The 22,999-nt window shown below is 74.2% G+C and carries 21 protein-coding genes; 8 read left to right on the top strand and 13 right to left on the bottom strand.

The window, feature by feature from the left end:
• Window positions 1-63 precede the first annotated feature (63 nt).
• The gene (katG, locus tag QOZ88_RS17080) at window positions 64-2,283 is read right to left on the bottom strand and encodes a catalase/peroxidase HPI (protein ID WP_306000921.1); all 2,220 of its coding nucleotides are present in this window, start codon (window positions 2,281-2,283) and stop codon (window positions 64-66) included.
• Between the two features lie 39 nt (window positions 2,284-2,322).
• Window positions 2,323-2,745, bottom strand: a complete 423-nt coding sequence (locus tag QOZ88_RS17075; protein WP_091930738.1) for a Fur family transcriptional regulator — start codon at window positions 2,743-2,745, stop codon at window positions 2,323-2,325.
• A 273-nt stretch (window positions 2,746-3,018) separates the two neighbouring features.
• Here QOZ88_RS17075 and QOZ88_RS17070 point away from each other — a divergent pair, with 273 nt between their 5' ends.
• Together QOZ88_RS17070 and QOZ88_RS17065 are read left to right on the top strand one after the other, a co-directional pair.
• Window positions 3,019-3,513, top strand: a complete 495-nt coding sequence (locus QOZ88_RS17070; protein WP_306000920.1) for a hypothetical protein — start codon at window positions 3,019-3,021, stop codon at window positions 3,511-3,513.
• A 79-nt stretch (window positions 3,514-3,592) separates the two neighbouring features.
• A complete protein-coding gene (locus QOZ88_RS17065; RefSeq protein WP_306000919.1) occupies window positions 3,593-4,846 on the top strand; it encodes a geranylgeranyl reductase family protein in 1,254 nt (417 codons plus the stop codon).
• A gap of 198 nt (window positions 4,847-5,044) precedes the next feature.
• Here the strand turns inward: QOZ88_RS17065 and trhA are convergent, their stop codons facing one another.
• Window positions 5,045-5,857 carry a PAQR family membrane homeostasis protein TrhA gene (gene trhA / locus QOZ88_RS17060; protein WP_306000918.1) on the bottom strand — a complete coding sequence of 271 codons (813 nt, stop codon included), beginning with the start codon at window positions 5,855-5,857 and terminating at the stop codon, window positions 5,045-5,047.
• Between the two features lie 128 nt (window positions 5,858-5,985).
• Between trhA and QOZ88_RS17055 the strand changes: the two genes are divergently transcribed.
• The 6 genes from QOZ88_RS17055 (at window position 5,986) to QOZ88_RS17030 (ending at window position 11,883) form a co-directional block, all read left to right on the top strand.
• Window positions 5,986-6,765, top strand: coding sequence for an isoprenyl transferase (locus QOZ88_RS17055; protein WP_306000917.1), 780 nt, complete (start codon window positions 5,986-5,988; stop codon window positions 6,763-6,765).
• 23 nt (window positions 6,766-6,788) lie between these two features.
• A complete protein-coding gene (locus QOZ88_RS17050; RefSeq protein WP_306000916.1) occupies window positions 6,789-8,006 on the top strand; it encodes a DUF885 domain-containing protein in 1,218 nt (405 codons plus the stop codon).
• A gap of 3 nt (window positions 8,007-8,009) precedes the next feature.
• Complete coding sequence (locus QOZ88_RS17045) at window positions 8,010-8,453, top strand: hypothetical protein (RefSeq protein WP_306000915.1); 444 nt, start codon at window positions 8,010-8,012, stop codon at window positions 8,451-8,453.
• Between the two features lie 68 nt (window positions 8,454-8,521).
• On the top strand, window positions 8,522-9,511 hold the full coding sequence (locus QOZ88_RS17040) for an ATP-binding cassette domain-containing protein (RefSeq protein WP_306000914.1): 990 nt from the start codon (window positions 8,522-8,524) through the stop codon (window positions 9,509-9,511).
• Window positions 9,508-10,266, top strand: coding sequence for an ABC transporter permease (locus QOZ88_RS17035; protein WP_306000913.1), 759 nt, complete (start codon window positions 9,508-9,510; stop codon window positions 10,264-10,266). Before QOZ88_RS17040 ends, QOZ88_RS17035 begins: the two co-directional genes overlap by 4 nt.
• Window positions 10,267-10,587: 321 nt before the next feature.
• Window positions 10,588-11,883: a PhoH family protein gene (locus tag QOZ88_RS17030; protein WP_306000912.1), complete on the top strand. Its 1,296-nt coding sequence runs from the start codon at window positions 10,588-10,590 to the stop codon at window positions 11,881-11,883.
• 86 nt (window positions 11,884-11,969) lie between these two features.
• Here QOZ88_RS17030 and QOZ88_RS17025 read toward each other — a convergent pair whose 3' ends face one another.
• The 10 genes from QOZ88_RS17025 to QOZ88_RS16980 all read right to left on the bottom strand — a co-directional run bounded on the left by QOZ88_RS17025 (window position 11,970) and on the right by QOZ88_RS16980 (window position 22,965).
• Window positions 11,970-12,215 (bottom strand): hypothetical protein, encoded by a 246-nt coding sequence (locus QOZ88_RS17025; protein WP_091930730.1) that lies wholly within the window; start codon window positions 12,213-12,215, stop codon window positions 11,970-11,972.
• Complete coding sequence (locus tag QOZ88_RS17020) at window positions 12,212-15,352, bottom strand: hypothetical protein (protein ID WP_306000911.1); 3,141 nt, start codon at window positions 15,350-15,352, stop codon at window positions 12,212-12,214. Before QOZ88_RS17020 ends, QOZ88_RS17025 begins: the two co-directional genes overlap by 4 nt.
• Window positions 15,333-17,378, bottom strand: coding sequence for a flagellar biosynthesis protein FlhA (gene flhA, locus QOZ88_RS17015; RefSeq protein ID WP_306000910.1), 2,046 nt, complete (start codon window positions 17,376-17,378; stop codon window positions 15,333-15,335). Before flhA ends, QOZ88_RS17020 begins: the two co-directional genes overlap by 20 nt.
• Window positions 17,379-17,663: 285 nt before the next feature.
• Entirely contained in the window at window positions 17,664-18,812 is a 1,149-nt protein-coding gene (locus QOZ88_RS17010; RefSeq protein WP_306000909.1) for an EscU/YscU/HrcU family type III secretion system export apparatus switch protein, read from the bottom strand.
• Window positions 18,813-18,823: 11 nt separating this feature from the next.
• Window positions 18,824-19,588 carry a flagellar biosynthetic protein FliR gene (fliR, locus tag QOZ88_RS17005; RefSeq protein ID WP_306000908.1) on the bottom strand — a complete coding sequence of 255 codons (765 nt, stop codon included), beginning with the start codon at window positions 19,586-19,588 and terminating at the stop codon, window positions 18,824-18,826.
• Window positions 19,589-19,592: 4 nt separating this feature from the next.
• Complete coding sequence (gene fliQ / locus QOZ88_RS17000; protein ID WP_306000907.1) at window positions 19,593-19,868, bottom strand: flagellar biosynthesis protein FliQ; 276 nt, start codon at window positions 19,866-19,868, stop codon at window positions 19,593-19,595.
• A gap of 70 nt (window positions 19,869-19,938) precedes the next feature.
• Window positions 19,939-20,772, bottom strand: coding sequence for a flagellar type III secretion system pore protein FliP (fliP, locus tag QOZ88_RS16995; protein ID WP_306000906.1), 834 nt, complete (start codon window positions 20,770-20,772; stop codon window positions 19,939-19,941).
• On the bottom strand, window positions 20,769-21,209 hold the full coding sequence (locus QOZ88_RS16990; protein ID WP_306000905.1) for a FliO/MopB family protein: 441 nt from the start codon (window positions 21,207-21,209) through the stop codon (window positions 20,769-20,771). The genes fliP and QOZ88_RS16990 overlap by 4 nt, the downstream gene beginning before the upstream one ends.
• On the bottom strand, window positions 21,206-21,946 hold the full coding sequence (gene fliN / locus QOZ88_RS16985) for a flagellar motor switch protein FliN (RefSeq protein ID WP_091930723.1): 741 nt from the start codon (window positions 21,944-21,946) through the stop codon (window positions 21,206-21,208). Before fliN ends, QOZ88_RS16990 begins: the two co-directional genes overlap by 4 nt.
• Window positions 21,943-22,965: a flagellar motor switch protein FliM gene (locus QOZ88_RS16980; RefSeq protein WP_306000904.1), complete on the bottom strand. Its 1,023-nt coding sequence runs from the start codon at window positions 22,963-22,965 to the stop codon at window positions 21,943-21,945. The genes fliN and QOZ88_RS16980 overlap by 4 nt, the downstream gene beginning before the upstream one ends.
• Window positions 22,966-22,999: the final 34 nt, after the last annotated feature.

Raw genomic sequence — 22,999 nt, 5'->3', positions numbered from 1 at the left:
CCCGGACGCGCGGACGCCCCGGCCCGCGCGTGGCGGACCGGGGCGTCGTGGCGAGGGTGCTGCTTACCGCAGGTCGAAGCGGTCCAGCTCCATGACCTTGACCCAGGCGGCGACGAAGTCGCGCACGAACAGCTCCTGGGCGTCATCGGCCGAGTAGACCTCGACGATGCCGCGCAGGATCGCGTTCGAGTTGAACACCAGGTCGGCCGCGGTGGCCGTGCGCACGACGGTGCCGTCGGCGTCCAGCCCCTCGTAGACGCCGTCGGTGTCGACCGAGGTGCGCCACTGGATGCCCAGGTCGAGCAGGTTGCGGAAGAAGTCCTGCGAGAGGACGCCCGGGCGGTCGGTGAAGACGCCGTGCTGCACGCCCCCGGTGGTGGCGCCGAGCACCCGCAGACCGCCGACCAGCAGGGTCATCTCCTTGGCCGTGAGCTCGAGCATGTAGGCCCGGTCGACCAGCAGGGTCTCCGGCTCGAGCTTGCTGCCCGGGGAGATCCAGTTGCGGAAGCCGTCGGCCCGCGGCTCGAGCCAGCGGAAGTTGTCGACGTCGGTCTGCTCCTGCGAGGCGTCGGCGCGGCCCGGGTGGAACGGGACGGTGACCTGCACGCCGGCGTCCGCCGCCGCCTTCTCCACGGCCGCGCTGCCACCGAGCACGATGAGGTCCGCGAGCGAGACCCGCTTGCCGGTCTCGGACTCGAACGACTGCTTGACCTGCTCCAGGACCGGCAGCACGTCCTGGACGCCCGCGTTGACCGCCCAGCCGATCTGCGGCTCGAGGCGCAGCCGGGCGCCGTTGGCGCCGCCGCGCTTGTCGGTGCCGCGGTAGGAGGCGGCCGCGGACCAGGCGGTGTGCACCAGCTGGGACACGGTCAGGCCGGAGGCGAGCAGGCGCTGCTTGAGGTCGGCGACCTCGGCCTCGCCGACCAGCTCGTGGTCGACCGCGGGCACCGGGTCCTGCCAGATCAGGTCCTCGGCGGGGACGTCCGGGCCCAGGTAGCGGCTCTTCGGGCCCATGTCGCGGTGCAGTAGCTTGAACCAGGCGCGGGCGTACGCGTCGGCGAAGTACTCGGGGTCGTCGTAGAACCGCTGGGAGATCTCGCGGAAGCCCGGGTCCTTGATGAGGGCGAGGTCGGTGGTCGCCATCATCGGCGGGTTCTTCTTGCCCTCGATGTGGGCGTCGGGCACGAGCTCCTGCGCCTCGGGGTTCGAGGGCTTCCACTGCTTGGCGCCGGCGGGGCTCTCGGTGAGCTCCCACTCGTAGCTGAACAGCATCTCGAAGTAGGTGTTGTCCCAGGTGGTCGGCGTCGGCGTCCAGGCGCCCTCGAGACCGCTGGTGATGGTGTCGGCGCCCTTGCCGGTGCCGTGCTGGCTGATCCAGCCCAGGCCGTTGCCGTGCACCGGGCAGCCCTCGGGCTCCGGGCCGACGAGCTCGGGGTTGCCGGCGCCGTGGGTCTTGCCGAAGGTGTGGCCGCCGGCGATGAGGGCGACGGTCTCCTCGTCGGTCATGCCCATGCGGCTGAAGGTGACGCGGATGTCGTGGGCGGAGGCGACCGGGTCGGGCTGGCCCTTGGGGCCTTCCGGGTTGACGTAGATCAGGCCCATGGTGACGGCGGCGAGGTGGCCCTCGTCGAGGTCGAGCGGCGCGTTGTCGGCGTAGCGCTCGTCGCCGAGCCAGGTGTCCTCCGGGCCCCAGAAGACCTCCTGGGGCTGCCAGGTGTCCTCGCGGCCGAAGGCGAAACCGAAGGTCTTCAGGCCCATGTCGTCGTGCGCGACGTTTCCGGCGAGCACGAGCAGGTCGGCCCAGGAGAGCTTGCGGCCGTACTTCTGCTTGATCGGCAGCAGCAGGCGGCGGGCCTTGTCCAGGTTCGCGTTGTCCGGCCAGCTGTTCAGCGGGGCGAAGCGCTGGGCGCCCTCGCCGCCGCCGCCGCGACCGTCGGCGATGCGGTAGGTGCCGGCGGCGTGCCACGACATCCGGATGAACAGCGGGCCGTAGTGGCCCCAGTCGGCCGGCCACCAGTCCTGCGAGGTGCGCATCACCTCGGCGACGTCGCGCTTGACCGCCTCGACGTCGAGCGTCGCGAACTCGGCCTGGTAGTCGAAGTCCGCACCCAGCGGGTCGGAGTCCTTCGAGGGCTTGTTGAGCACCGACAGGTCGACCTGGTTGGGCCACCAGTCCCGGTTGCTCTGGGGACGGCGGTTCGTGACCTGCGTCGGCGACGGGATCGCCGGGTTCTCGCTCTCGCTCGTGCTGTCGGTGACGACCTTGTTGGTCTCGTCCTTCACGGGATGTGCCTTCCTGGAGGTGGGCGGAACGGGGTCGGGTCAGGCGGTGGCGCAGGCGGGGCAGCGGCCCCAGAAGACGACCTCGGCCTCGTCGACGACGAAGCCGGCGTCGTGGGACGGGGTGAGGCACGGAGCGGCGCCGACCGAGCAGTCGACGTCGACGATCGCGCCGCAGTCGCGGCAGACCAGGTGGTGGTGGTTGTCGCCCACGCGGGCCTCGTACCGGGCCACCGATCCCTGCGGCTGGATCCGCCGCACGAGGCCGCTGTCGGTGAGGACGCGCAGGACGTCGTAGACCGCCTGGTGCGAGACCGCGCCCAGCCGGTCGCGGGCGGCGGCGATCAGGGCGTCGGTGTCGAGGTGCGGGTGCGCGTGGACGGCGTCCAGCACCGCCAGCCGCGGGCGGGTGACGCGCAGGCCCACGGCGCGCAGCTCGCGGCCGAGTTCCACGGAGTCGGGCACGGGGTCATCCTGACGGCTTTTCTGGATCAGATCCAGTCTTTCCCGGGAAGACGTGCCGAGCGGCACACCCGGCGTGCGCCGCTCGTCCGCTCTGGGCGCAGCGGCGACCCTCGCCGAGGAACGTGAGTGGGATTACGCTGCAACGGTGTAATCACGGCACGCCGGGAGGTCGCCATGCACGGACACCGTTTCGCCGACGCACCCCTGGGTCCGGGCTTCGGCCGGGGCCGTGGCCGCGGGCCACGGGGGCGGGGTCAGGACGTCCCACCGCCGGTGGACCGCACGGAGGTCGCCGGCTGGTTCGCCGGCCGGCTGCCCGACGACTGGTTCACCGGCCCCGTCGAGCTCACCGTCGACCGCGACGAGATCACCGTCGTCGGCACCCTGGCGGAGCCGGCGGCGGGTGAGGGCGACGCCGCCGCCGCCCGCGCCGGCCGGATCGAGCGGTTCCGGGAGGAGACCCGGGGCCGCCGGATGGCGATCGCCGACGCCGCGCAGGAGCGCTATGGCCGCTCGGTGGCGTGGGGTGCGGCCTGCGGGGACACCCGTCAGCTGTTCACCCACGCGTCCGTGCCGGTCATGACCCGCCTGCGGCAGCCCGAGCGGCTGGTGCTCGACACGCTGGTCGACGCCGGGGTCGCCCGGTCGCGGTCGGAGGCGCTGGTCTGGGCGGTGCGCCTGGTGGGCCGGCACGCCGACGACTGGCTCACCGAGCTGCGCGAGGCCATGGCCTCGGTCGAGGAGGTCCGCGGCAGGGGGCCGCAGTAGGGAGGCCGCTCCACGCCCGGCGCGGTCCCTCCGAGGGCGCCCGCTCGGGCCGGTCGCCGGCTCGGGGACACTGGGCGGCGTGCCCGCCGCCGCCCGCCCTGCAACCACCGACGTCCTCGTGGTGGGCGCGGGCCCGGCCGGGTCCGCGGCCGCCGCGTGGGCGGCCCGGGCCGGTTCCGACGTCGTGCTCGCCGACGCCGCCGTCTTCCCGCGGGACAAGACCTGCGGTGACGGGCTGACCCCGCGGGCCGTCGCCGAGCTGGACCATCTGGGCCTGGGGGAGTGGGCGCGGTCGAAGGCCCGCAACCGCGGCCTGCGCGCCGCCGGTTTCGGCCGGGAGTGGCAGCTGCCGTGGCCCGGTGGGGGGGCGTTCCCCGACCACGGCAGCGCCGTGCCGCGGACCGAGCTGGACGCCCGCATCCGGCAGGTCGCGGTCGACGCGGGGGCGATCCCGGTCGACGGCGCCCGCGCCGTGGACGTCGAGCGCGACGGCGACCGCGTGCGGGCGGTGGTGTTCGAGGACGCCGACGGCGCGACGACGACGATCGGCTGCCGGCGGCTGGTCGTGGCCGACGGCGTCCGCTCGCCGCTGGGCCGGCTGCTGGGCCGGGAGTGGCACCGCGACACCGCGTACGGGGTGGCGGCGCGCAGCTACGTGCGCTCGGCGCGCAGCGACGACGAGTGGATCAGCTCGCACCTGGAGCTGCGCGGCACCGAGGGGGAGCTGCTGTCGGGCTACGGCTGGGTGTTCCCCCTGGGCCGGGAGGCGGGCGAGGTCAACCTGGGCGTGGGCACGCTGGCGACGGCGCGCCGGCCCGCCGGGGTGCAGCTCAAGGCGCTGCTGGAGTTCTACGCCGAGACGCGGCGCGCGGAATGGCAGCTGGAGGGTCCGGTCCGGGACGTGACCTCGGCGCTGCTGCCCATGGGCGGGGCGGTGTCCGGCGTGGCCGGCCGCAACTGGGCGCTCGTCGGCGACGCGGCCGGCTGCGTGAACCCGCTCAACGGCGAGGGGATCGACTACGGTCTGGAGACCGGCCGGATGCTCGCCGGGCTGCTCGCCGAGGACGACTGGACGGCGGCGTGGCCGGCGACCCTGGGGCGGCACTACGGCGAGGCTTTCTCCGTCGCGCGGCGCCTGGCGGGGCTGCTCACCGTGCCGCGGTTCCTGCCCCTGGCGGGTCCGGTCGGAATGCGCTCGCGCCCGCTGATGACGGTGGCGCTTCGGGTCATGGGCAACCTCGTCTCCGACGAGGACCGCGACCTCGTGGCGAGGCTGTGGCGCATCGCGGGCAGGGCATCCGTGCGGATGGACGACAGGAAGCCCTTCTCCTGACCACGGGCGGCGCAGCCGGTCCGGGCGAGTGGGGTCCCGGAGGGTCCCCCGAGGACGGACGTGACGCAGGACGAAGAGGGAACCCGCGGCGCCAGCCGCGGTCCGGCCGAGCGGGGTCCCGTAGGGATCCCCGAGGCCGGACGGGAAGGGCTCAGCGCAGCAGGGGAACGCGAGTTGGCCGCGGTGTCTGACCGGAGGTCAGACGAAAGGAGAGCTGTACACCGCGAAGTACACCGCGATGTAGTGGCAGATCGCCGCGACGACGGTCATCGCGTGGAAGACCTCGTGGTAGCCGAAGGTGCCCGGCCACGGGTTGGGCTTCTTGATGCCGTAGGCGACCCCGCCCAGGGTGTACAGCACGCCGCCGACGGCCAGCAGCACCAGCGAGGCGACCCCGGCGATGTGCAGGATGTCGGTGAGCACGAAGACCGCGACCCAGCCCAGCCCGATGTACAGCGGTACACCCACCCAGCGGGGCGCCGTCGGCCAGGTCATCTTCAGCGTCACGCCGGCCAGCGCCCCGGCCCACACCCCGCCGAGCACCCAGAAGCCGACGGGCTGGTCGACGGCGAGCAGCGCGAACGGCGTGTAGGTGCCGGCGATGAACAGGAAGATCATCGAGTGGTCGAGCCGCTTCATGATCTTCCAGCCGCGCGGTGACCAGCGCCGCCGGTGGTAGAGGGCGCTGATGCCGAAGAGCCCGCAGATGGTGAGGCAGTAGACCGCGACCGACCACCCGGCGCGGGCGCCCTGGACGGAGGCCAGCGGGACGAGCACCGCGCCGGCCACGATCGCGCCGAAGAAGGAGAACAGGTGGATCCAGCCCCGCGCCCGCGGGCGGGTGTCGGGGTGCTCCCAGTCGTCGTCGTCGAAGTGGCCGGCGTCCCAGGTCTGCTCGACCCGTTCGCCCTCGGCGACGACGGTCGCCACCGCCTGTGCGGCGGGAGCCTCGAGCTCCGAGCCGTCGGCCTCCACCCGGACTGCCGCGCGATCGGCGGGGGGGACGCTCATGCTCCGAGGTTACGGAGGGTCCGCTGTGCCGTCATCCGGTGCGGGTTGTGAGCTTGCTGCCAGCGCGCCGGCGCCACGGGCCGCCGCGCTCCCGGCCGGCGGGCGGCCGGGGGCCTAGGGTGACCGGCGTGGGGGTGCGTCGGCGGATCCGTGACGCGCTCATCCAGGTGTACGAGCGGCGGCTGGCGCGGGCGCTGGTCGGCGCGGACGTGCCGCGGCACGTGGGCGTGATCATGGACGGCAACCGGCGGTGGGCGCGCGCCATCGGGCTGGAGGACGTCGCGCACGGGCACCGCCGGGGCGCGGCGAAGATCGCCGACCTGCTCGGCTGGTGCGACGACGCGGGGGTGCAGGTGGTCACCCTGTTCATGCTCTCCACCGACAACCTGCGCCGGCCCGCACCCGAGCTCGACGCCCTGCTCGCGATCATCCAGGACGTCGCCGTCGACCTGTCGCGGCCAGGGCGGCGCTGGCGCATCCGCAGCATGGGGGCCCGCGAGGTGCTGCCGGCGCGCACCGTCGCCGTCCTCGAGCAGGCCGAGCGCGACACCTGCGACCGGCCGGGGGCGACGGTCAACCTGGCGGTCGGCTACGGCGGGCGGCGGGAGATCGCCGACGCCGTCCGCTCGCTGCTCAGCGAGCACGCCACCCGCGGCACCTCGCTGGAGGAACTGGTGGAGGTGCTCGACGTCGAGCACATCGCCGAGCACCTCTACACCCGCGGTCAGCCCGATCCGGACCTGGTCATCCGCACCAGCGGGGAGCAGCGCATGTCGGGCTTCCTGCTGTGGCAGACGGCGAACGCCGAGTTCCACTTCACCGACGTCTACTGGCCGGACTTCCGCCGCGTCGACTTCCTGCGCGCGCTGCGCGACTACTCGGCCCGGCACCGCCGCTTCGGCGGGTGACGGCGGCTGCGAGACTGGCCGCCATGACCGCGGGAGCCCTCGACGTCGCCCTGGAGTACGTGCGGCTCGGGCTGCGCTTCGACCGCGTGGAGGCCGGCTTCGTCGACGCCTACACCGGGAACCCGCGCATCCGGGCGCAGGTCCTGGACGAGCCCGCGCCGACCCCCCGGCAGCTGCGGGACCGCGCCCGGGAGCTGCTGCGCGAGCTGGACGCCGCCGGGCTGCCCGGGGACCGCGCCGCCTTCCTGCACGGCCAGCTCACCGGTCTGGAGTGCAGCGCGCGGAAGTTGAGCGGCGAGCCGGTCGGCTTCGTCGAGGAGGTTCGGGCCTACTTCCAGGTCGACGTCGAGCTGGGGGACGAGGCCACCTACGCCGCCGCGCACGCGGAGCTGGACCGCCTGCTGCCCGGCGACGGCACCCTGGCCGACCGGTACGCCGCCCACCGGCGCCGCGAGGAGTGCCCGCCGGACCGGCTCGAGCCCGCGGTGCAGGCCCTGTCGAGCGCCCTGCGCGACCGGGTGCGCGGGCAGTACGGGCTCCCCGACGTCGAGACCGTCCGCTACGAGGTGGTCACCGACAAGCCGTGGTCGGGCTTCAACTACTACGAGGGCGGCTACCGGTCGCGGGTCGCGATCAACGCCGACCTGCCGCACCGGCTCTCCCAGCTCGCGCACCTGGTGGCCCACGAGTCCTACCCCGGGCACCACACCGAGCACTGCCGCAAGGAGCAGGGGCTCGTCGCGCGATCCGGCCACCTCGAGCACACCGTGTTCCTGGTGAACACGCCCGAGTGCCTCATGGCCGAGGGGCTGGCCGACCTCGGCGTCCCGGCGGCGATCGGCGAGGGCTGGGGGGCCTGGTCGGAGGAGATCCTCGGCGACCTCGGCCTGCGGTTCGACGGTGCGCTGGCCGAGCGGATCGCCGTCGTTGCCGCGCCGCTCAACCGGGTCCGGCAGGACGCCGCGGTGCTGCTGCACGACCGGGGCGCCGACGCCGACGAGGTGGCGGCGTACCTGCAGCGCTGGGCGCTGGTGAGCCCGGAGCGCGCGCGGCAGCAGATCCGTTTCCTCACCGATCCGCTGTGGCGGGCCTACATCTCCACCTACGTCGAGGGGTACGACCTCCTCACCCGCTGGCTCGACGCGCGGCCGGCGGAGCAGCCGGTCGCCGGCCGATTCGCCCGCCTGCTCGACGAGCCGCTGACCCCGCAGCGGATCGCCGCCGAGATCCCGGCCGCCTGACCCGTGGCCGCCCGTTCCCCGGCCCGGGCCCGGTTCCTCGGACTGTGGACCGCGGGCTGGCTCGCCCTGCTCCTCGGGCTCGCGGTGGTCCGGTTCGGCGACCCCGCGGTGCAGTGGCCGGTCCTGCTGGTCCCGGTCCTGTGGGCGCTGGTCGCGCTGCGCCCCCGCCGTGCGGCGCGGGCCGGCCGGGTGGAGCGGCGCCGGGTGGCGGACGACGCGTGGCCGGACGAGGAGCGGGCGGACCACGGCTGGGCGGAGGACCCGTGGGCCGACGACCGGTGGGGCGACGACCGGTGGGGCGACGACCGGTGGGACGACGGGTGGTCCGCCGACGACGGCCGCTCGGAGGAGGAGCCGCACCGGTGGCCGCCGCCGGGGGAGCGGACCGACACCGTCGAGCGCCCGGCGGTGCGCCGGCGTTCCGACGGGAGCGACGGCCGCTGGTGACCGGCGGGCGCTGACGCCGTCGGCGAAACCGGTGGAAGCTGTCGGTGGACGGGTGGATGCTGTCGCGCGTGATCCACGCCCGCGGCCTCGCCCGCACCTTCCGGAAGCGGAAGCAGGAGGTCCACGCCGTCGTCGGGGTCGACCTCGACGTCGCCCCCGGTGAGATCGTCGGCTTTCTCGGCCCGAACGGAGCCGGGAAGACGACGACCCTGCGCATGCTCACGACGCTGCTCGAGCCCACCGCCGGGACGGCCACCGTCGCCGGCTGCGACCTGCGGACCGACCCGGTGGGCGTGCGCCGCCGCATCGGCTACGTCTCGCAGAGCGGCTCCACGGCCCCGGAGGCGCGGGCGGGCGAGGAGGTGGTCGACCACGCCCGGCTCTACGGGATGAGCACCGCCGAGGCCACCGAGCGCGGCCGGCAGCTGTTCGCCGAGCTCGACCTGGACGGGCTCTGGGAGCGCCAGCCCAAGGCGATGTCGGGGGGCCAGCGCCGCCGGCTGGACATCGCGGTGGGCCTCATCCACGTGCCGGAGCTGGTCTTCCTCGACGAACCGACGACCGGCCTGGACCCGCAGGCGCGGGCGAACCTGTGGGAGCACATCCGCGGGCTGCGCGAGGGCCGCGGGACGACGGTCTTCCTCACCACCCACTACCTCGACGAGGCCGACGCCCTCTGCGACCGGATCATGGTCATCGACCACGGCGCCATCGTCGCCGAGGGCACCCCCGACCAGCTGAAGTCGCAGGTGGGCGGCGACGTGCTCACAGTGACGGCGGAGCGGCCGGACCAGCTCGGCGAGGTGGCCCGCCTGGTCGAGGCGCTGCCGGGCGCCGAGCCGCCGCAGCTGCTCGCCGACCGGGTCGTGGGCCGGGTGCCGCACGGCGGCCGCGCGCTGGTGGAGCTGGTGCGCGCGCTGGACGCCGCCGACGTCGCCGTCAGCGGCATCGAGAGCCGCCGGCCCAGCCTGGACGACGTCTTCCTCGGCCTGACCGGCCGGTCGCTGCGCGAGTCCGGGGCCGCGCCGGCGGAGGCCGAGGCGGTGGCCGCGCGATGAGGACCCTGCTGCGCGACACCGGCACCGTCTTCGCCCGGGCGATGCGCATGTCGCTGCGCAACCCCGCCTGGCTGGTGATCAGCCTGATGCAGCCGATCCTCTACATCATGCTGTTCGGGCCGCTGCTCGAGCCGCTGGCGCAGCAGCTCGGTCCGGGTGACGCCTACCAGATCTTCGTGCCCGGCATCCTGGTGCAGCTGGGCATGTTCGGCGCGCTGTTCGTCGGCTTCGGGCTCATCGCCGAGTGGCGGGCCGGGGTCATCGAGAGCCAGCGGGTCACCCCGGCCAGCCGGACGGCCCTGCTGCTGGGACGGGTGCTCCGCGACGTCGTCGTGCTGCTCACGCAGGGTGTTCTCCTCGTGCTGGTCGCGATCCCGCTCGGGTTGCGCGCCCCGGTGGCCGGCGTCGCCCTCACCCTGGTCGTCGTGGCGCTGCTGGGGGCAGCGCTCGCCGCGGTGTCCTACGCCCTCGCGCTGACGCTCAAGAGCGAAGACGCGTTCGCGCCGCTGCTGAACGCGGTGGTGTTCCCCGTCGTGCTGCTCTCGGGCATCCTGCTGCCGATGACGCTGGCCCCGGGCTGGCTGCAGACCCTCAGCGACGTGAACCCCTTCAAGCACATCGTCGAGGCGGCGCGCGACTTCTTCGTCGGCGGCTACGGCACCGCGACCGCCTGGTGGGGTGTCGCCCTCACCGTGCTGCTGGCGGTGCTCGGCTGGCTCTTCGGCGTGCGCCGGTTCCGCCGCGAGTCCAGCTGAGCGAGGACCCCGTGTCCCCCGGCACCCGCACGCTCGCGTCGGGTCCCTGCACGGGGCCGCACCGGTGGTGCGGTTGGTGCGGTTGAGCCATCCGGGTGACACCGCCCCCTCCTTGTGGGGTGTACGTCACGCGGATGTCACCCCCCCGGCCTAGCGTCCGCAGTGGACGGCGAGCTGCCCTCGACGTCCACGGGAGGCCCGGTTGGTGCGACAGCGCTCGTCGTCCAGGGGGGCCGGTACCCGGCTCCTGTGCCGGGGCCCGGTCACCTTCGAGCCGGGGCGCGCGCTGTCCGCAGCGTGGTGCCCCACGGGAGTCGACTCGTGAACACTCGCCGCACGTTCGTCCTCGACACCTCGGTCCTGCTCTCCGACCCGGGAGCGCTGCTGCGCTTCGGCGACGCCGACGTGGTGCTGCCGCTCGTCGTCATCGGGGAGCTGGAGGACAAGCGGAACCACCCCGAGCTGGGCTGGTTCGCCCGTCAGACGCTGCGCATCCTCGACGACCTCCGGGTCACCCACGGCCGGCTCGACGCGCCGGTCCCGGTCGGGGAGGGCGGCGGCACGCTGCACGTCGAGCTCAACCACAGCGACCCCTCCGTGCTGCCGGCCGGATTCCGCAACGACAGCAACGACAGCCGGATCATGGTGGTCGCGCTGAACCTGCGCGCCGAGGGGCGGGACGTCTGCCTGGTGACCAAGGACGTCCCGCTGCGGGTCAAGGCCGCGGCCGTCGGGCTGGAGACCGACGAGTACCGGGTGCTGGACGCCGTGGACGCAGGCTGGACGGGGATGACCGAGCTCTCCCTCGAGGACGCCGAGATCGACGAGCTGTACGAGGCCGGCGAGACCTTCCTGCCGGCCGCCGCCGAGCTGCCCACCCACACCGGCCTGGTCCTGCTCTCCTCCCGCGGTTCGGCCCTGGGCCGGGTCCTGCCGGACAAGCGGGTGCGCCTGGTGCGGGGCGACCGCGAGGCCTTCGGGCTGCACGGGCGCTCGGCCGAGCAGCGGGTCGCGCTGGACCTGCTGCTGGACCCCGAGATCGGCATCGTCTCCCTCGGCGGCCGCGCCGGCACCGGCAAGTCGGCGCTGGCGCTGTGCGCGGGGCTCGAGTCGGTGATGGAGCGGCGGGCGCACAAGAAGGTGGTCATCTTCCGGCCGCTGTACGCCGTCGGCGGGCAGGAGCTCGGGTACCTGCCGGGCAGCGAGGGCGAGAAGATGTCGCCCTGGGCGCAGGCGGTCTACGACACCCTCGGCGCGCTGGTGTCCAAGGAGGTGCTCGAGGAGATCGCCGCCCGCGACCTCATCGAGGTGCTCCCGCTGACCCACATCCGCGGGCGCTCGCTGCACGACTCGTTCGTGATCGTCGACGAGGCGCAGTCGCTGGAGCGCGGCGTGCTGCTCACCGTGCTCTCCCGGCTGGGCAGCAACTCCCGCGTGGTGCTCACCCACGACGTCGCCCAGCGCGACAACCTGCGGGTCGGCCGGCACGACGGCGTCACCGCGGTCATCGAGAAGCTCAAGGGTCACGTGCTGTTCGCGCACGTGACGCTCACCCGGTCCGAGCGCTCGCCGATCGCCGCGCTGGTCACCGAGATGCTCGAGGACCTGCCGCTGTGACCTGAGCCGTGCGCCGCTCCGGCGGTGCTCCTCCCGCTGTCCCGGTCGTCCAGGGCCGGGACGGCGGGAGGTCGCTCGGGAGCGGGTCAGCCGGGTTCGGGTCCTTCCGCGGGCGTGGGCCGGGCCGCGGGCCGGCGCCGGCGCTTGGGTGCGGGCTTCGGCGGGGCCGCGACGGCACGCACCAGCGCGACCACGACCCAGCCGGCGAGCAGGCACCACGGCAGCCGGCTCACCATCTCCTCCGTCGAGAAGTCACCGCGCAGCCCGAGCGCGAGTACGGGCACGGCCAGCACGAACCCGACGAGGAGGACGTCCCAGCGGAACGGGCTCATGCCTGCGGGCTGTCCAGGCGCTCGCAGAGCAGCGAGGCCCAGCGGTGCGGGGTCGCGCGGACGCCGTCGAGGAGGGCCACGGGCACGGTCAGCCGCTGCAGCACCGCGGCCGGGTCGGCGCTCAGGTCGGTGTCCTGGACGACGAGGGCGTCGACGCGGGCGAGGCCCTCGAGCCAGAGCTCGAGGTCCTCGGGCTTGCGGGTCGCCTCCACGACGGCCCACACCGCGACCGGCGACCAGATCGTCAGCATCTGCGACATCCAGTAGACGTCGCTGCGCAGCGGGGCGTCGACGGCGACGATGGTCAGCGTGCCCGCGTCGGCGGCCTCCTGGCGGCGGTCGATGGCGGCGTCGATCGTGGTCATCCGGCTGCCCTTGGGGGCGAGGCCGGCGAGATCGCCGCGCGTCGCCCACTGCACGCGGTCGGGGTCCAGCCGCAGCGAGGCGGCCAGCGCCCGAGCGGCGCGGAGCGTCTCGACACCCGGACCCACCACGAACAGCACCTCGCCGGCGCCGGTGGGCAGCCGTGGCGCCTCGGGCAGCCGCTCGGTCAGCGCCCTGGTGAGCGCCGCATAGGTGCCGTCGGCCTCGATCCGGTCGACGACGTCCTCGCCGAGCAGCTCACGGGGCACACCGAGTTCGGTCAGCCGGGCGACGACCTCCCGCGGGGTGGCAGGAGTCGCGCCGGTCCGGGATGCCGACGGGACGTCGGTGGAGGGCTCGGCGGCGTCGTCCTCGAGCTCGGGCATGTCGGGGTGGTCGCCACCGGCCATGAGGGGGGCCACCGGCAGACGCGTGACGGTCGCCAGGGTGCGGGTCGCCGGTGCGGCGGCAGGGGCCACCGGCCCGGCGACGGGCGCGAGCGGCGCGGCCGGGGCGCTCTCCTCCTGCGGGGTCTCGGGGGCGGCGTCCGCACGCGGGCCGGCGGCGGCCGACCGTGATGGCGGGACCGCCGGGCGCCCCGACGACGGGGGCACGGGCGGCAGCCCCCGACCCCGCGCACCGGACAGCGGCGGCAGCAGGGAGACCCGCGGCATGACGGTGGTGGCGTCCAGCGACATGCTGAGCGGCGCGGGATCGCTCGCGGTCCGGGCCAGCAGCGGAGCGGCCTCGACCACGTCGGCGGCGGCGACGCCCGCCTCCTCGACAGCGGCCTGCTCGACCGCGATCTCCTCGACGGCGGCCTGCTCGACCGCGATCTCCTCGAGGGCCTGCTCGACCGGGGCGTCCTCGATCGGGGTGTCCGCCATCGGGGCGTCCTCGACGACCGGCTGCGCGGCGACGGTCTCCGCGGCCACGGCCTCCTCGACCTCCACGGCCACGGACTGCTCGAGGGCGGTCTGCAAGACGACCGGCTGGTCGGCGCCGGTCTCCGCGGCCACGGCGTCCTCGACCACGGATTCCTCGGCGACGGGTGCTCCGGCCGGGGGCTCCTCCGCCACGGGCTCGTCCGCTGCGGGTGCCGCGGCCAGGGGCTCCTCGGCCGGGGCCGCGACGTCGGCGACCGGCGCCGGAGCCGCGAGCAGCACGTCGGCCCAGATGGGGGCGTCGTCGGCGGCCGGGGGAGCGGGCATCGGCTCGCCCCACAGCGTGCTGCCACCGGCGGAGCCACCCCATCCGAAGTCGGCGGGGACCGGCGCGGGCCCGGCCGGGGCGTCGAACAGCGGGAACGACGTGCCGACGACCGGTTCGACGACCGGCTCGACGACCGGCTCCGGCGTCACCGGTACCGGCGCGAGCACCGGGGCGTGCGCACCGGCGGGAGCGAAGAGCAGTCCCGGGTCGGCGACCACGTCGGCCGGGCGGGCCTCCTCGCTCACTGCCTCGTCGAACACGGCGGCGGGGAGGGCGGCGCCGTCGGGCACCAGGGCCGGGGGCGCCGGCTCGTCGGGCAGCACCTCGGTACGGGGGGCCGGCTCGTCGAACACCGCGACGGGCAGGCCCGGCTCGTCGAGCACACCGACGGGCAGGCCCGGCTCGTCCAGGACCGGGACGGGCAGACCCGGCTCGTCGATCACCGCGAGAGGGAGGACCGGCTCGGCCAGCGCCGCGCGCGGGGAGTCCCCGGCCAGCATCTTGCGCAGGATGCCGGCGAGCGCCTCGTCGGAGTGCCCCTGGGCTAGGGCGTCACGCAGCGCCTCGGCGATCTCCTCCTGCCGCGCGGACGGTGCCGGGGCGGCGGGCTCCTGCGGGGGAGCCGCCCACCGGGGCAGCTCCTCGGCGCCGGCCGTGGACGTGGAGGGCGGCGCGGTGGCCAGTTCTCTCACCGTGGTCTCCTCCTGCACGGTCTGCGACCGCATCGACGGATCTGCTGAACGGATGGCTGCGGCCAGGGACGGCCGGGCTGCAGGCGCGGGCGCGACCGCGAAGGGGTCGCGAGCCGGTGCTGCCGGCACGGGCTCCGGCGGCTGGGCCAGCGCCTGGTCGACGGCCTGGCGCACGTCACGGTCCCCGGAGACCATGCGCGCCAGCGCCGCCGTGAAGGGCGAGGGTGCGGCGCCGGCATCCGGCTGCTCCGCCGGCGGGGCCGGGGCAGCGGTGGGCTGGCGGCGCGGGGTGGCCGTGGGCTCCCGGGTCGCCTTCGGGAACGTGGCGCGGGGAGCCGCGGACCGTCCGTAGCCGGTCGAGGGCGCGGCCGTGGCGGGGGAGCCGCCGGTCGCGGTGGGGGCGCCGCCGCCCAGCAGGCCGGCCAGCTCGTCGATCCGCTCGTCGTCCCTGGCCGGGCGCGCCACCGGCGCGGGCGACCAGGACGCCGCGGTCGCGCCGGTCCGCGGGGTGGCCGGCCGGGCAGCCGATTCGGCCGGGGTCGGGCGAGCGGCCTCCGCGGCCCAGGCGGCAGCGCCGTTGCGGGCGGGTGCGCTCGCGCGGGCGCGCGCAGGGGCGGCCGCGGCCAGCGGGGAGTCGTACGCGGCGACGGGGGTGGCCTGGGCGGGGCCGGTCGACGGCGACGGGACCCCGGGACGCGCGAACTGGTCGGGCGCCACCTCGGCGATGTAGCGCTCGGTGGCGAAGAAGCCCAGCACGCCGCCCGAGCGGACCCGGCGCACCCCGACGACCCGGGCGTGCGGCCCGAACTGCTCGCGCGCGGCCGCGATCGCGTCGTCGCGCGAGGCGGCCTCAACGGATCGCAACGGCACCGCTCACCACTCCCAGCGACTCGATCTGGGCCGTCCGGGACACCTCCGCGTAGGAGATGACCGGCAGCCGGGGCAGGATCTGGCGCATCAGCCGCGCGAGCGCCGCACGGACCTGGGGCGAGCAGACGAGGACGGGGGACAGGCCCTGCCGCTCGGCGTCCTCGAGCATGCCGCTGCAGCCGTGCACGAGAGCATCCACGGCGCCGGCGTCGAGGGCCAGGACGGCACCCATCTCGGTCTGGCGGACCGACTCGAGCAGGCGCTGCTCGAACCCCGGCTCCAGCGTGAACACGTGCAGGCGCTCGTCCGGCGTGACGTAGGGCTGGCTGATCGCCGAGCCCAGCGCCGTCCGGGCCGCCTCGACGAGTCCGTCGAGTTCGGTCGAGTGCTTGGCACGCACAGAGAGTGCCTCGAAGATGCGGACCAGGTCCCGGATCGACACACCCTCGGCGAGCAACGCGTGCAACACGCGTTGCACCTCTCCCAGGGTGAGCAGCGCGGGCGTCAGCTCCTCGACGACGACGGGGTGGGAGCGGCGCACCATCTCCACGAGCAGGCGGACGTCCTCGCGCCCGAGCAGGTCCGCGGCGTTCTGCCGGACGACCTCGGCCAGGTGCGTGGTGATGACCGACGAGCGGTCGACCACGGTGGCCCCCGCCATCTCGGCGGCCCGCTGCAGCTCCGCGGGCACCCACTTGGCGGCGAGCCCGAACACCGGCTCGCGGGTGGGCTTGCCGGGCAGGCCGTCGAGCGCGTCGCCGATGGCCAGGACGGTGCCGGCGGGAGAGCTGCCCTTGGCGACCGGCACGCCGTTGAGCCAGATGACGTACTGCGAGGAGGGCAGGTCGAGGTTGTCGCGGGTGCGCACCAGCGGGATGACCAACCCGGTCTCCATGGCGACCTTCCGCCGCAGGGCCTTGACCCGGTCCAGCAGGTCGCCGCCGCGGGCGGTGTCGACCAGGTCGACCAGGTCGAACGCCACCTCGAGCTCGAGCGGGTCGACGCGCATCTTCTCCGCGATCGCCTCGGGCGAGTCGGGGGCCGGTTCCAGCTCGGCGGCGGCCGCGGCGGCCTCGGCCTCCTCGTCGACCTCCTCCGGCTCCGTCATCCGGCTGGCCATGACGAGGAAGGCCACGCCGACGAGCAGGAAGGGCAGCTTGGGCAGGCCGGGGATGAGGCACAGCGCGAGGGCGGCGCCGCCGGCGATGCGGACCGGCTGGCGGAAGCGACCGAGCTGGGCGATCAGGTCGGTGCCCATGTCGCCCTCGGTGGCCGAGCGGGTCACGATGATGCCGGTCGCCGTGGACATCAGCAGCGCCGGGATCATCGAGACGAGCCCGTCGCCGACGGTGAGCAGCGAGTAGGTGCTCACCGCTTCGGCCGGCGCCATCCCGCGCTGCATCATGCCGATGGCGAAGCCACCGATGAGGTTCACCAGGGTGACGACGATGCCGGCGATGGCGTCGCCTTTCACGAACTTCGAGGCGCCGTCCATCGAACCGTAGAAGTCGGCCTCGGCGGTGACCTCGTGCCGCCGCTTGCGGGCCTGCGCCTCGTTGATCAGCCCGGCGTTGAGGTCGGCGTCGATCGCCATCTGCTTGCCGGGCATGGCGTCGAGGGTGAAGCGGGCGCCGACCTCGGCCACGCGCCCGGCGCCGTTGGTGATCACCACGAACTGCACGATGGTGAGGATGAGGAAGATGACCAGGCCGACGATCAGCGAGCCGCCGATCACGATGTGACCGAAGGCCTCGATCACCTTGCCGGCGTAGCCATCGGTGAGCACCAGCCGCGTCGAGGAGACGTTGAGGGCGAGGCGGAAGAGCGTCGCGATGAGCAGGAGCGAGGGGAAGACCGCGAAGTCCAGCGGCTTCCTGATCTGCATCGCGACCAGCAGCACCAGCAGGGAGATCGCCAGGTTCAGCCCGATGAGCATGTCCATCATCCCGGCGGGCAGCGGCACCACCAGCATGAGGACGATGGCGACGACGCCGATCGGGACGGCGGCCTTGCCCAGGCCTTTCACTCGCCCGCTCCGGGCTCGCACGAGGGACGCTGGCTCACCCCTCCCTCATCGGCAGGCCGACGCGCACCCGGTACCGCGCCGGGAACGCCTGTCCTGGCTCACCGTCGCGGGGGGGGGGGGGGGGGGGGCGCGGGGGGGGGCGCCGCCCCCGCCCCGAGGCCGCAGGAAAGACCCACCGGGCCCGGCCCCGGCACCGCCGGCCCGGCCCCCCCGGGCGGGGTCCTGGCTCACGGTCGACGGTGAGCCAGGACCCGGAACGACCAGGTGACCTGATCATCAACGCACTCAGGCGGCGACGGGGGGACGGCGGCGACCGGCCTTGGGCAGGTCCGTGACATCGGGCGCCTCGAACCCGGGCCGGTGGAAGCCGCCCCGCACGCCCCGCGACCCCAGGTGCATGACGAAGGCCAGCACGCGGGCGACGGCGGTGAACAGCTGCGGCGGCACCTCCTGACCGAGCTCGCAGGAGGCGTGCAGGGCGCGGGCGAGCGGGATGTCCTGCACCAGCGGCACCCGCGCCTCGGTGGCCCGCTGGCGCAGCTTCGTCGCGACCTCGCCGGCGCCCTTCGCCACCACGCGCGGCGCCCCCTGGGCGGCGTCGTACTTCAGCGCGACGGCGACGTGGGTGGGGTTCACCAGCAGGACGTCGGCGTCGGCCACTTCGGCCATCATCCGGTTCCGCGACATCGCCATCTGCACGCCGCGGCGGTGCGCCTTCATGTACGGGTCGCCCTCGGCCTGCTTGTGCTCCTGCTGGATCTCGTACTTGCTCATCTTGAGCTCCTTCATCATCTTCTTCCGCACGACGACGTAGTCGGCGACGGCGATGATGAGGCCGGTGACCGCGACGACGCGGAACATCAGCACGGCCGAGTCGGTGAAGGTGGCCGCGACGGCCGACAGCGGCAGGGAGCCCGCGGAGGAGACCAGCGCCTGGGCCCGCTCGCTGGTGACGATCACGACGGTGCCGAGGGCCGCCGTCTTGATCAGCGCCTTCGACATCTCCCACAGGCCCTGGGTGCCGAACATGCGCTTCATGCCCGGCAGGGGGTTGAACTTCTTCAGCTTGGGCTGCAGCGGCTTGGACGTCGGGTGCACCCCGCCCTGGGCCGCGGAGGAGGCCACGCCGACGAGCATGAGCGCGATCGCGGTCGGCAGCAGCGTCGTCAGGAAGGCGATCAGCGCCTTGCCGAGCAGCGCGGTGACCGTGGTGACCTGCGGGTCGTCCGCCACCGTCCCGACGTGCACGAACAGCTGCTGCACCGCGTCGAACGCAGTGCCCACCAGCATCGGCAGCAGGAAGCTCGCCGCCGCCACGCCCAGCCACGTCCCCAGCTCCTGGGTCCGCGGGATCTGCCCGTCCTTGCGCGCCTTCTTCAGGCGCTGGGGAGTGGGCGCCTCGGTCTTCTCACCACCCGGTCCGTCCTTGGCCATGCGTCACCCCCTCAGCCGCCGCGCAGCGAGGTCATGGCGCGGGCGCCGTGCTCGAGCAGCTGGTCGAGGGCGGGGGGCAGCAGGGGGAAGGTGAGCCCCAGCATCGCCAGGGTGAGCATGATCTTCACCGGGAAGCCGAGGGCGAAGACGTTGAGCGCGGGGGCGGCCCGGCTCAGCAGGGCCAGCGCCACGTCGGCGAGCAGCAGCACCGCCACCATCGGCCCGGCGATCTGCAGCGCGGCCAGGAACATCATGGAGAAGGCGGTGATGAGCACCGCCGCGATCTGGTCGGTGGGCACGTCGCCGCCCACGGGCAGCCCGTCGTAGGAGGTGGCGAAGCCCTTGACCATCAGCAGGTGCCCGCCGCTGGTGAACAGCAGCGTGGTGGCCAGCAGGTAGTGCAGCTTGCCCAGGGAGCTGTTCTGGGTCATCGCCATCGGGTCGTAGCCCGGCTGCAGCGAGAAGCCGCCGGCGAGGTCGAGGACGTCCCCGGCCATCTGCACCGCCGTGAAGAGCACCTGGACGACGAAGCCCAGCGCCGCGCCGATGACGACCTCGGTGACGGCGGTGACCAGCAGGAAACCCGCCGTCGGCTCGGGCAGCGTGGGCGCGATCTGGGTGGACAGCAGTACCGCGAGGGCCAGGGCGAGGGCGCCTTTCACCGCGCCGGGGATCACCCGCGAGTTGAACGGCGGGGCGAGCAGGACGAAGCCGGCGGCCCGCGCCGTGCCGAGGAGCAGGGCCGCGAGCGTGACCGCCGGGACCGAGAGGTCCATGCGGTCAGGTCCGGTCGAGCAGTGCCGGGAGCTTGTCGAAGAGGGTGTGCGTGAAGCTGACCAGCTCGGAGAGCACCCAGTTCCCGGTCACCAGCAGGGCGATCGCGACGGCGATCATCTTCGGGACGAAGGAGAGCGTGGCTTCCTGGATCTGGGTGGCCGCCTGGAACAGCGAGATCAGGAAGCCGACCAGGAGCGCGGTCAGCAGGATGGGGGCGGCGACCTTGGCGGCGACCATCATGGTCTGCGCGGCGATCTCGGTGACGTCGGCGTCGCTCATGGCTCGACTCCGTCCTCGTTCCGCTCCTCGCTCGTTCCTCGCTCGGGCGTCGTCTTCGCGTCGCTCATCGCTACCCCGCCCCTCCGTAGGAACCCACCAGCGCGGTGGTGATCAGCGCCCAGCCGTCGACGACGACGAAGAGCAGCAGCTTGAAGGGCAGCGACACGATGGTCGGCGGGACCATCATCATGCCGAGCGCCATGAGCGCGGCGCTGACGAGCATGTCGAGCACCAGGAACGGGATGAAGATGACCAGCCCGATGATGAAGGCGCTCTTGAGCTCGGAGAGCACGAACGCCGGGATCAACGTGGTCATGCTGACCTGCGTCGCGTCGGCCGGGGCCTCCTCGTCGGAGAGCCCGATCATCAGCTTCAGCTCGTCCTCGCGGGTGTTGTCGAGGAGGAACTCGCGCAGCGGCACGACACCGGCGTCGTAGGCCTGCGACACCGACATCGCCCCGTCCATGTAGGGCTGGACGGCGAGCTCGTTGATGTCGGAGAACACCGGGCCCATCACGAAGAGCGTGAGGAACAGGGCGATGCCGGTGAGCACCTGGTTCGGCGGCGACGTCGCCATGCCGAGCGCGTTCCGGGTCAGGCCGAGCACCACGATGATCTTGGTGAACGAGGTGGCCAGCAGGAGCACCGACGGGGCGACCGAGAGCACCGTGATCGCGAGGATCAGCGTGATGGAGCTGCTGGGGGAGCCGTTCCCGATGGAGATGTCCACGGCCCCGCCGACCTCGGGGGCCGTCGGTGCCGTCGGCGCGGTGGGGGCCGTCGGGGCGGCCGCCGCCGCGCCGGCGAGGACGACCGCCGCCACGGCGGCGACCAGCAGCGCAAGCAGGACGACGAGCGCGCGGCCCCACGTCCGGTGGGTGAGCGGGCGCACTGCGGCGGTCATGACCGGCGGACCGTGCGCTCGCGGAGCTCGTCGACCAGCGTGCCCCAGCCGTTCCGGTCCAGGACCGAGCCGGCGAGCACGCCGTCGGACGCGGGCCGGGCGGCCGGCACCGCCGCCGCGGGCGCGTCGTCGGCCGGCTCACCGGTGGGCCGCAGCCGGGCGGGGCCGCCGCGCTCGGCCAGCGCGGCCTCGACCGCCTCGCCGTCGACCTCCGCGAGCAGGGTGACCTGCTCCTCGGTGGAGCCGATGACCAGGACGACGTCGGCGATGCGGACGACGTTGACCGTGCTGGTGCGGCCCAGGCGCTGGCGGGCGACGACCTGGATGAGGCCGTTGCCCTGACCCAGGCCCTTCTTCTTCGCCAGCCGGGCGGCGAACCAGAGCACGCCGCCGATGAGGGCGAGGGACAGGAAGAGCCGGATGATCATCCACGTCATGAGGCCGCGGCTCCCAGCTCGGCGGCGTCGGTGACGATCTCGCTGATCCGCAGCCCGAAGTCCTCGTCGACGACGACGACCTCGCCGCGCGCGATGAGCGTGCCGTTGACCAGCAGGTCGGCGGGGGCGCTGGCGGCGCGGTCGAGCTCGACGACCTCGCCCGGGTGCAGCGACAGCAGCTCCTGCACCGTCATGCGGGTGCGCCCGATCTCGACGGTGACCTCCATGGCCACGTGCCGCAGGAGCTCGAGGCTGCCCCGCTGCTCGCGGGCCGCCGGCAGGGTCACCTGCAGCGCGAGCGTGGCCTGGTGCTCGCCGTCGCCCATGAGCGGGACGGCGACGAACATCCCCTTGTCGCGCAGCCCGTCGAGGGCGGCGACCGGCTCCTCGGTGCGCTCGGAGGCGACCCGCACCCGGCCGAGCGCGGCCGCGGCCGCCTCCAGCGCCGGCCGCAGCGCGGCGGAGACGTCCATCTGCCCGACGGGGGAGTTCTGCAGCGCGTCGACGACGTCGCCGGAGACGATCAGCACGACGTCGCCGGAGACCTCGCCGGACAGCCCGGCGGTGACCGCGAGCGCGGCCGCCGGGGGCAGGGGGACGGTGTCCGGGTCGCTGACCGGCGCGCCGGCGCTCAGCGCCGAGGTCGAGGGGACCAGGGCGGCGGCCGCCCGGGCGGCCGCGGCGACGACCGCCGTGACGGTCTGGGAGTCCTGCGAGTCGGTGCGGGGCGCGGTCATGCGGAGTCCTTCGCGGCGTGCGGGGCGTGCGGGGTGGGGACGATCGAGGCGGCCAGTCGGCGCCGGTGGTTGCTGGCGATCGCGTAGGCGAACGTCACGTCGTTGGTCGTGACCTCCAGCGGGCTGTCCCGCGGGTGGCGGAGCAGCAGCACGTCGTCGACGGCGAGGGAGAGCAGGTCGGAGGAGGAGACGGTGAGCGGGGCGAACCGGACGCTCACGTCCACCGGCACCAGGTTCAGCCGGTCGATCAGCGCCTCGCGGGCGCGCTGGCGCTTGCGCAGCGCGGACTCCGAGAGCTGCGGGGAGGCGGCGTTGTTCAGGGCCTGCGCGAACGAGGAGAACGGCAGCACGACCGTGGCCTCGCCCTCGCGGTCGCCGACGGACATCGTGAAGCTGGCGACCATCACGGTGTCCGAGCCGGCGGCGGCCTGGGCGAGCTGCGGGTTGTACTCCCGCCCGACGAGCACCGGCTGGATATCGGCCACGGAGGCCAGCGACACCGCGAACTCGTCGAGCAGCCGGTCCAGCAGGTGGTTGGTGATGGTGGTCTCCATCGCCGTCATCGGCCGGTTGGGCTGGGCGGCGGCCCCGGAGCCGCCGAGCATGTGATCGACCATCGCCATGGCGATGTCGAGGGGGAAGGCCAGCAGCCCCTTCCCGGCCAGCGGCTCCAGCGTGAAGGTGGAGATGAAGCTGGGGTTGGGCAGCGTCCCGACGTAGTCGTCGTAGGAGAACTGCTCGATGCCGCCGAGCTCCATGCGGGCGCCGGCGCGCAGGAAGGTCGTGAGGATCGTCGTCGCCTGCCGGGCGAAGCCCTCCTGGGCGATCTGCATGACCCGCACGTGCTCGCGGGAGAGCTTCGTCGGCCGGCGGAAGTCGTAGGTGCGCGGCGCCCCACGGCGGCTGCGGTTGCTCGTGGCCGTGGCGGCGGGCGCCGGGACGGCGGGGGCCGTGGCGGCGGGGGCCGGAGCCGGGGCCGGCGCGGCGGCCGGGGCCGGTCCGGTCTCGGGGGTGGTCACGCAACCCCTCATCGGCGGGGACCGGGAGCACCCT

It is taken from the genome of Blastococcus carthaginiensis (assembly GCF_030731085.1).
Taxonomy (GTDB): domain Bacteria; phylum Actinomycetota; class Actinomycetes; order Mycobacteriales; family Geodermatophilaceae; genus Blastococcus; species Blastococcus carthaginiensis.
This window is presented reverse-complemented; position numbering and strand designations above follow the sequence as displayed.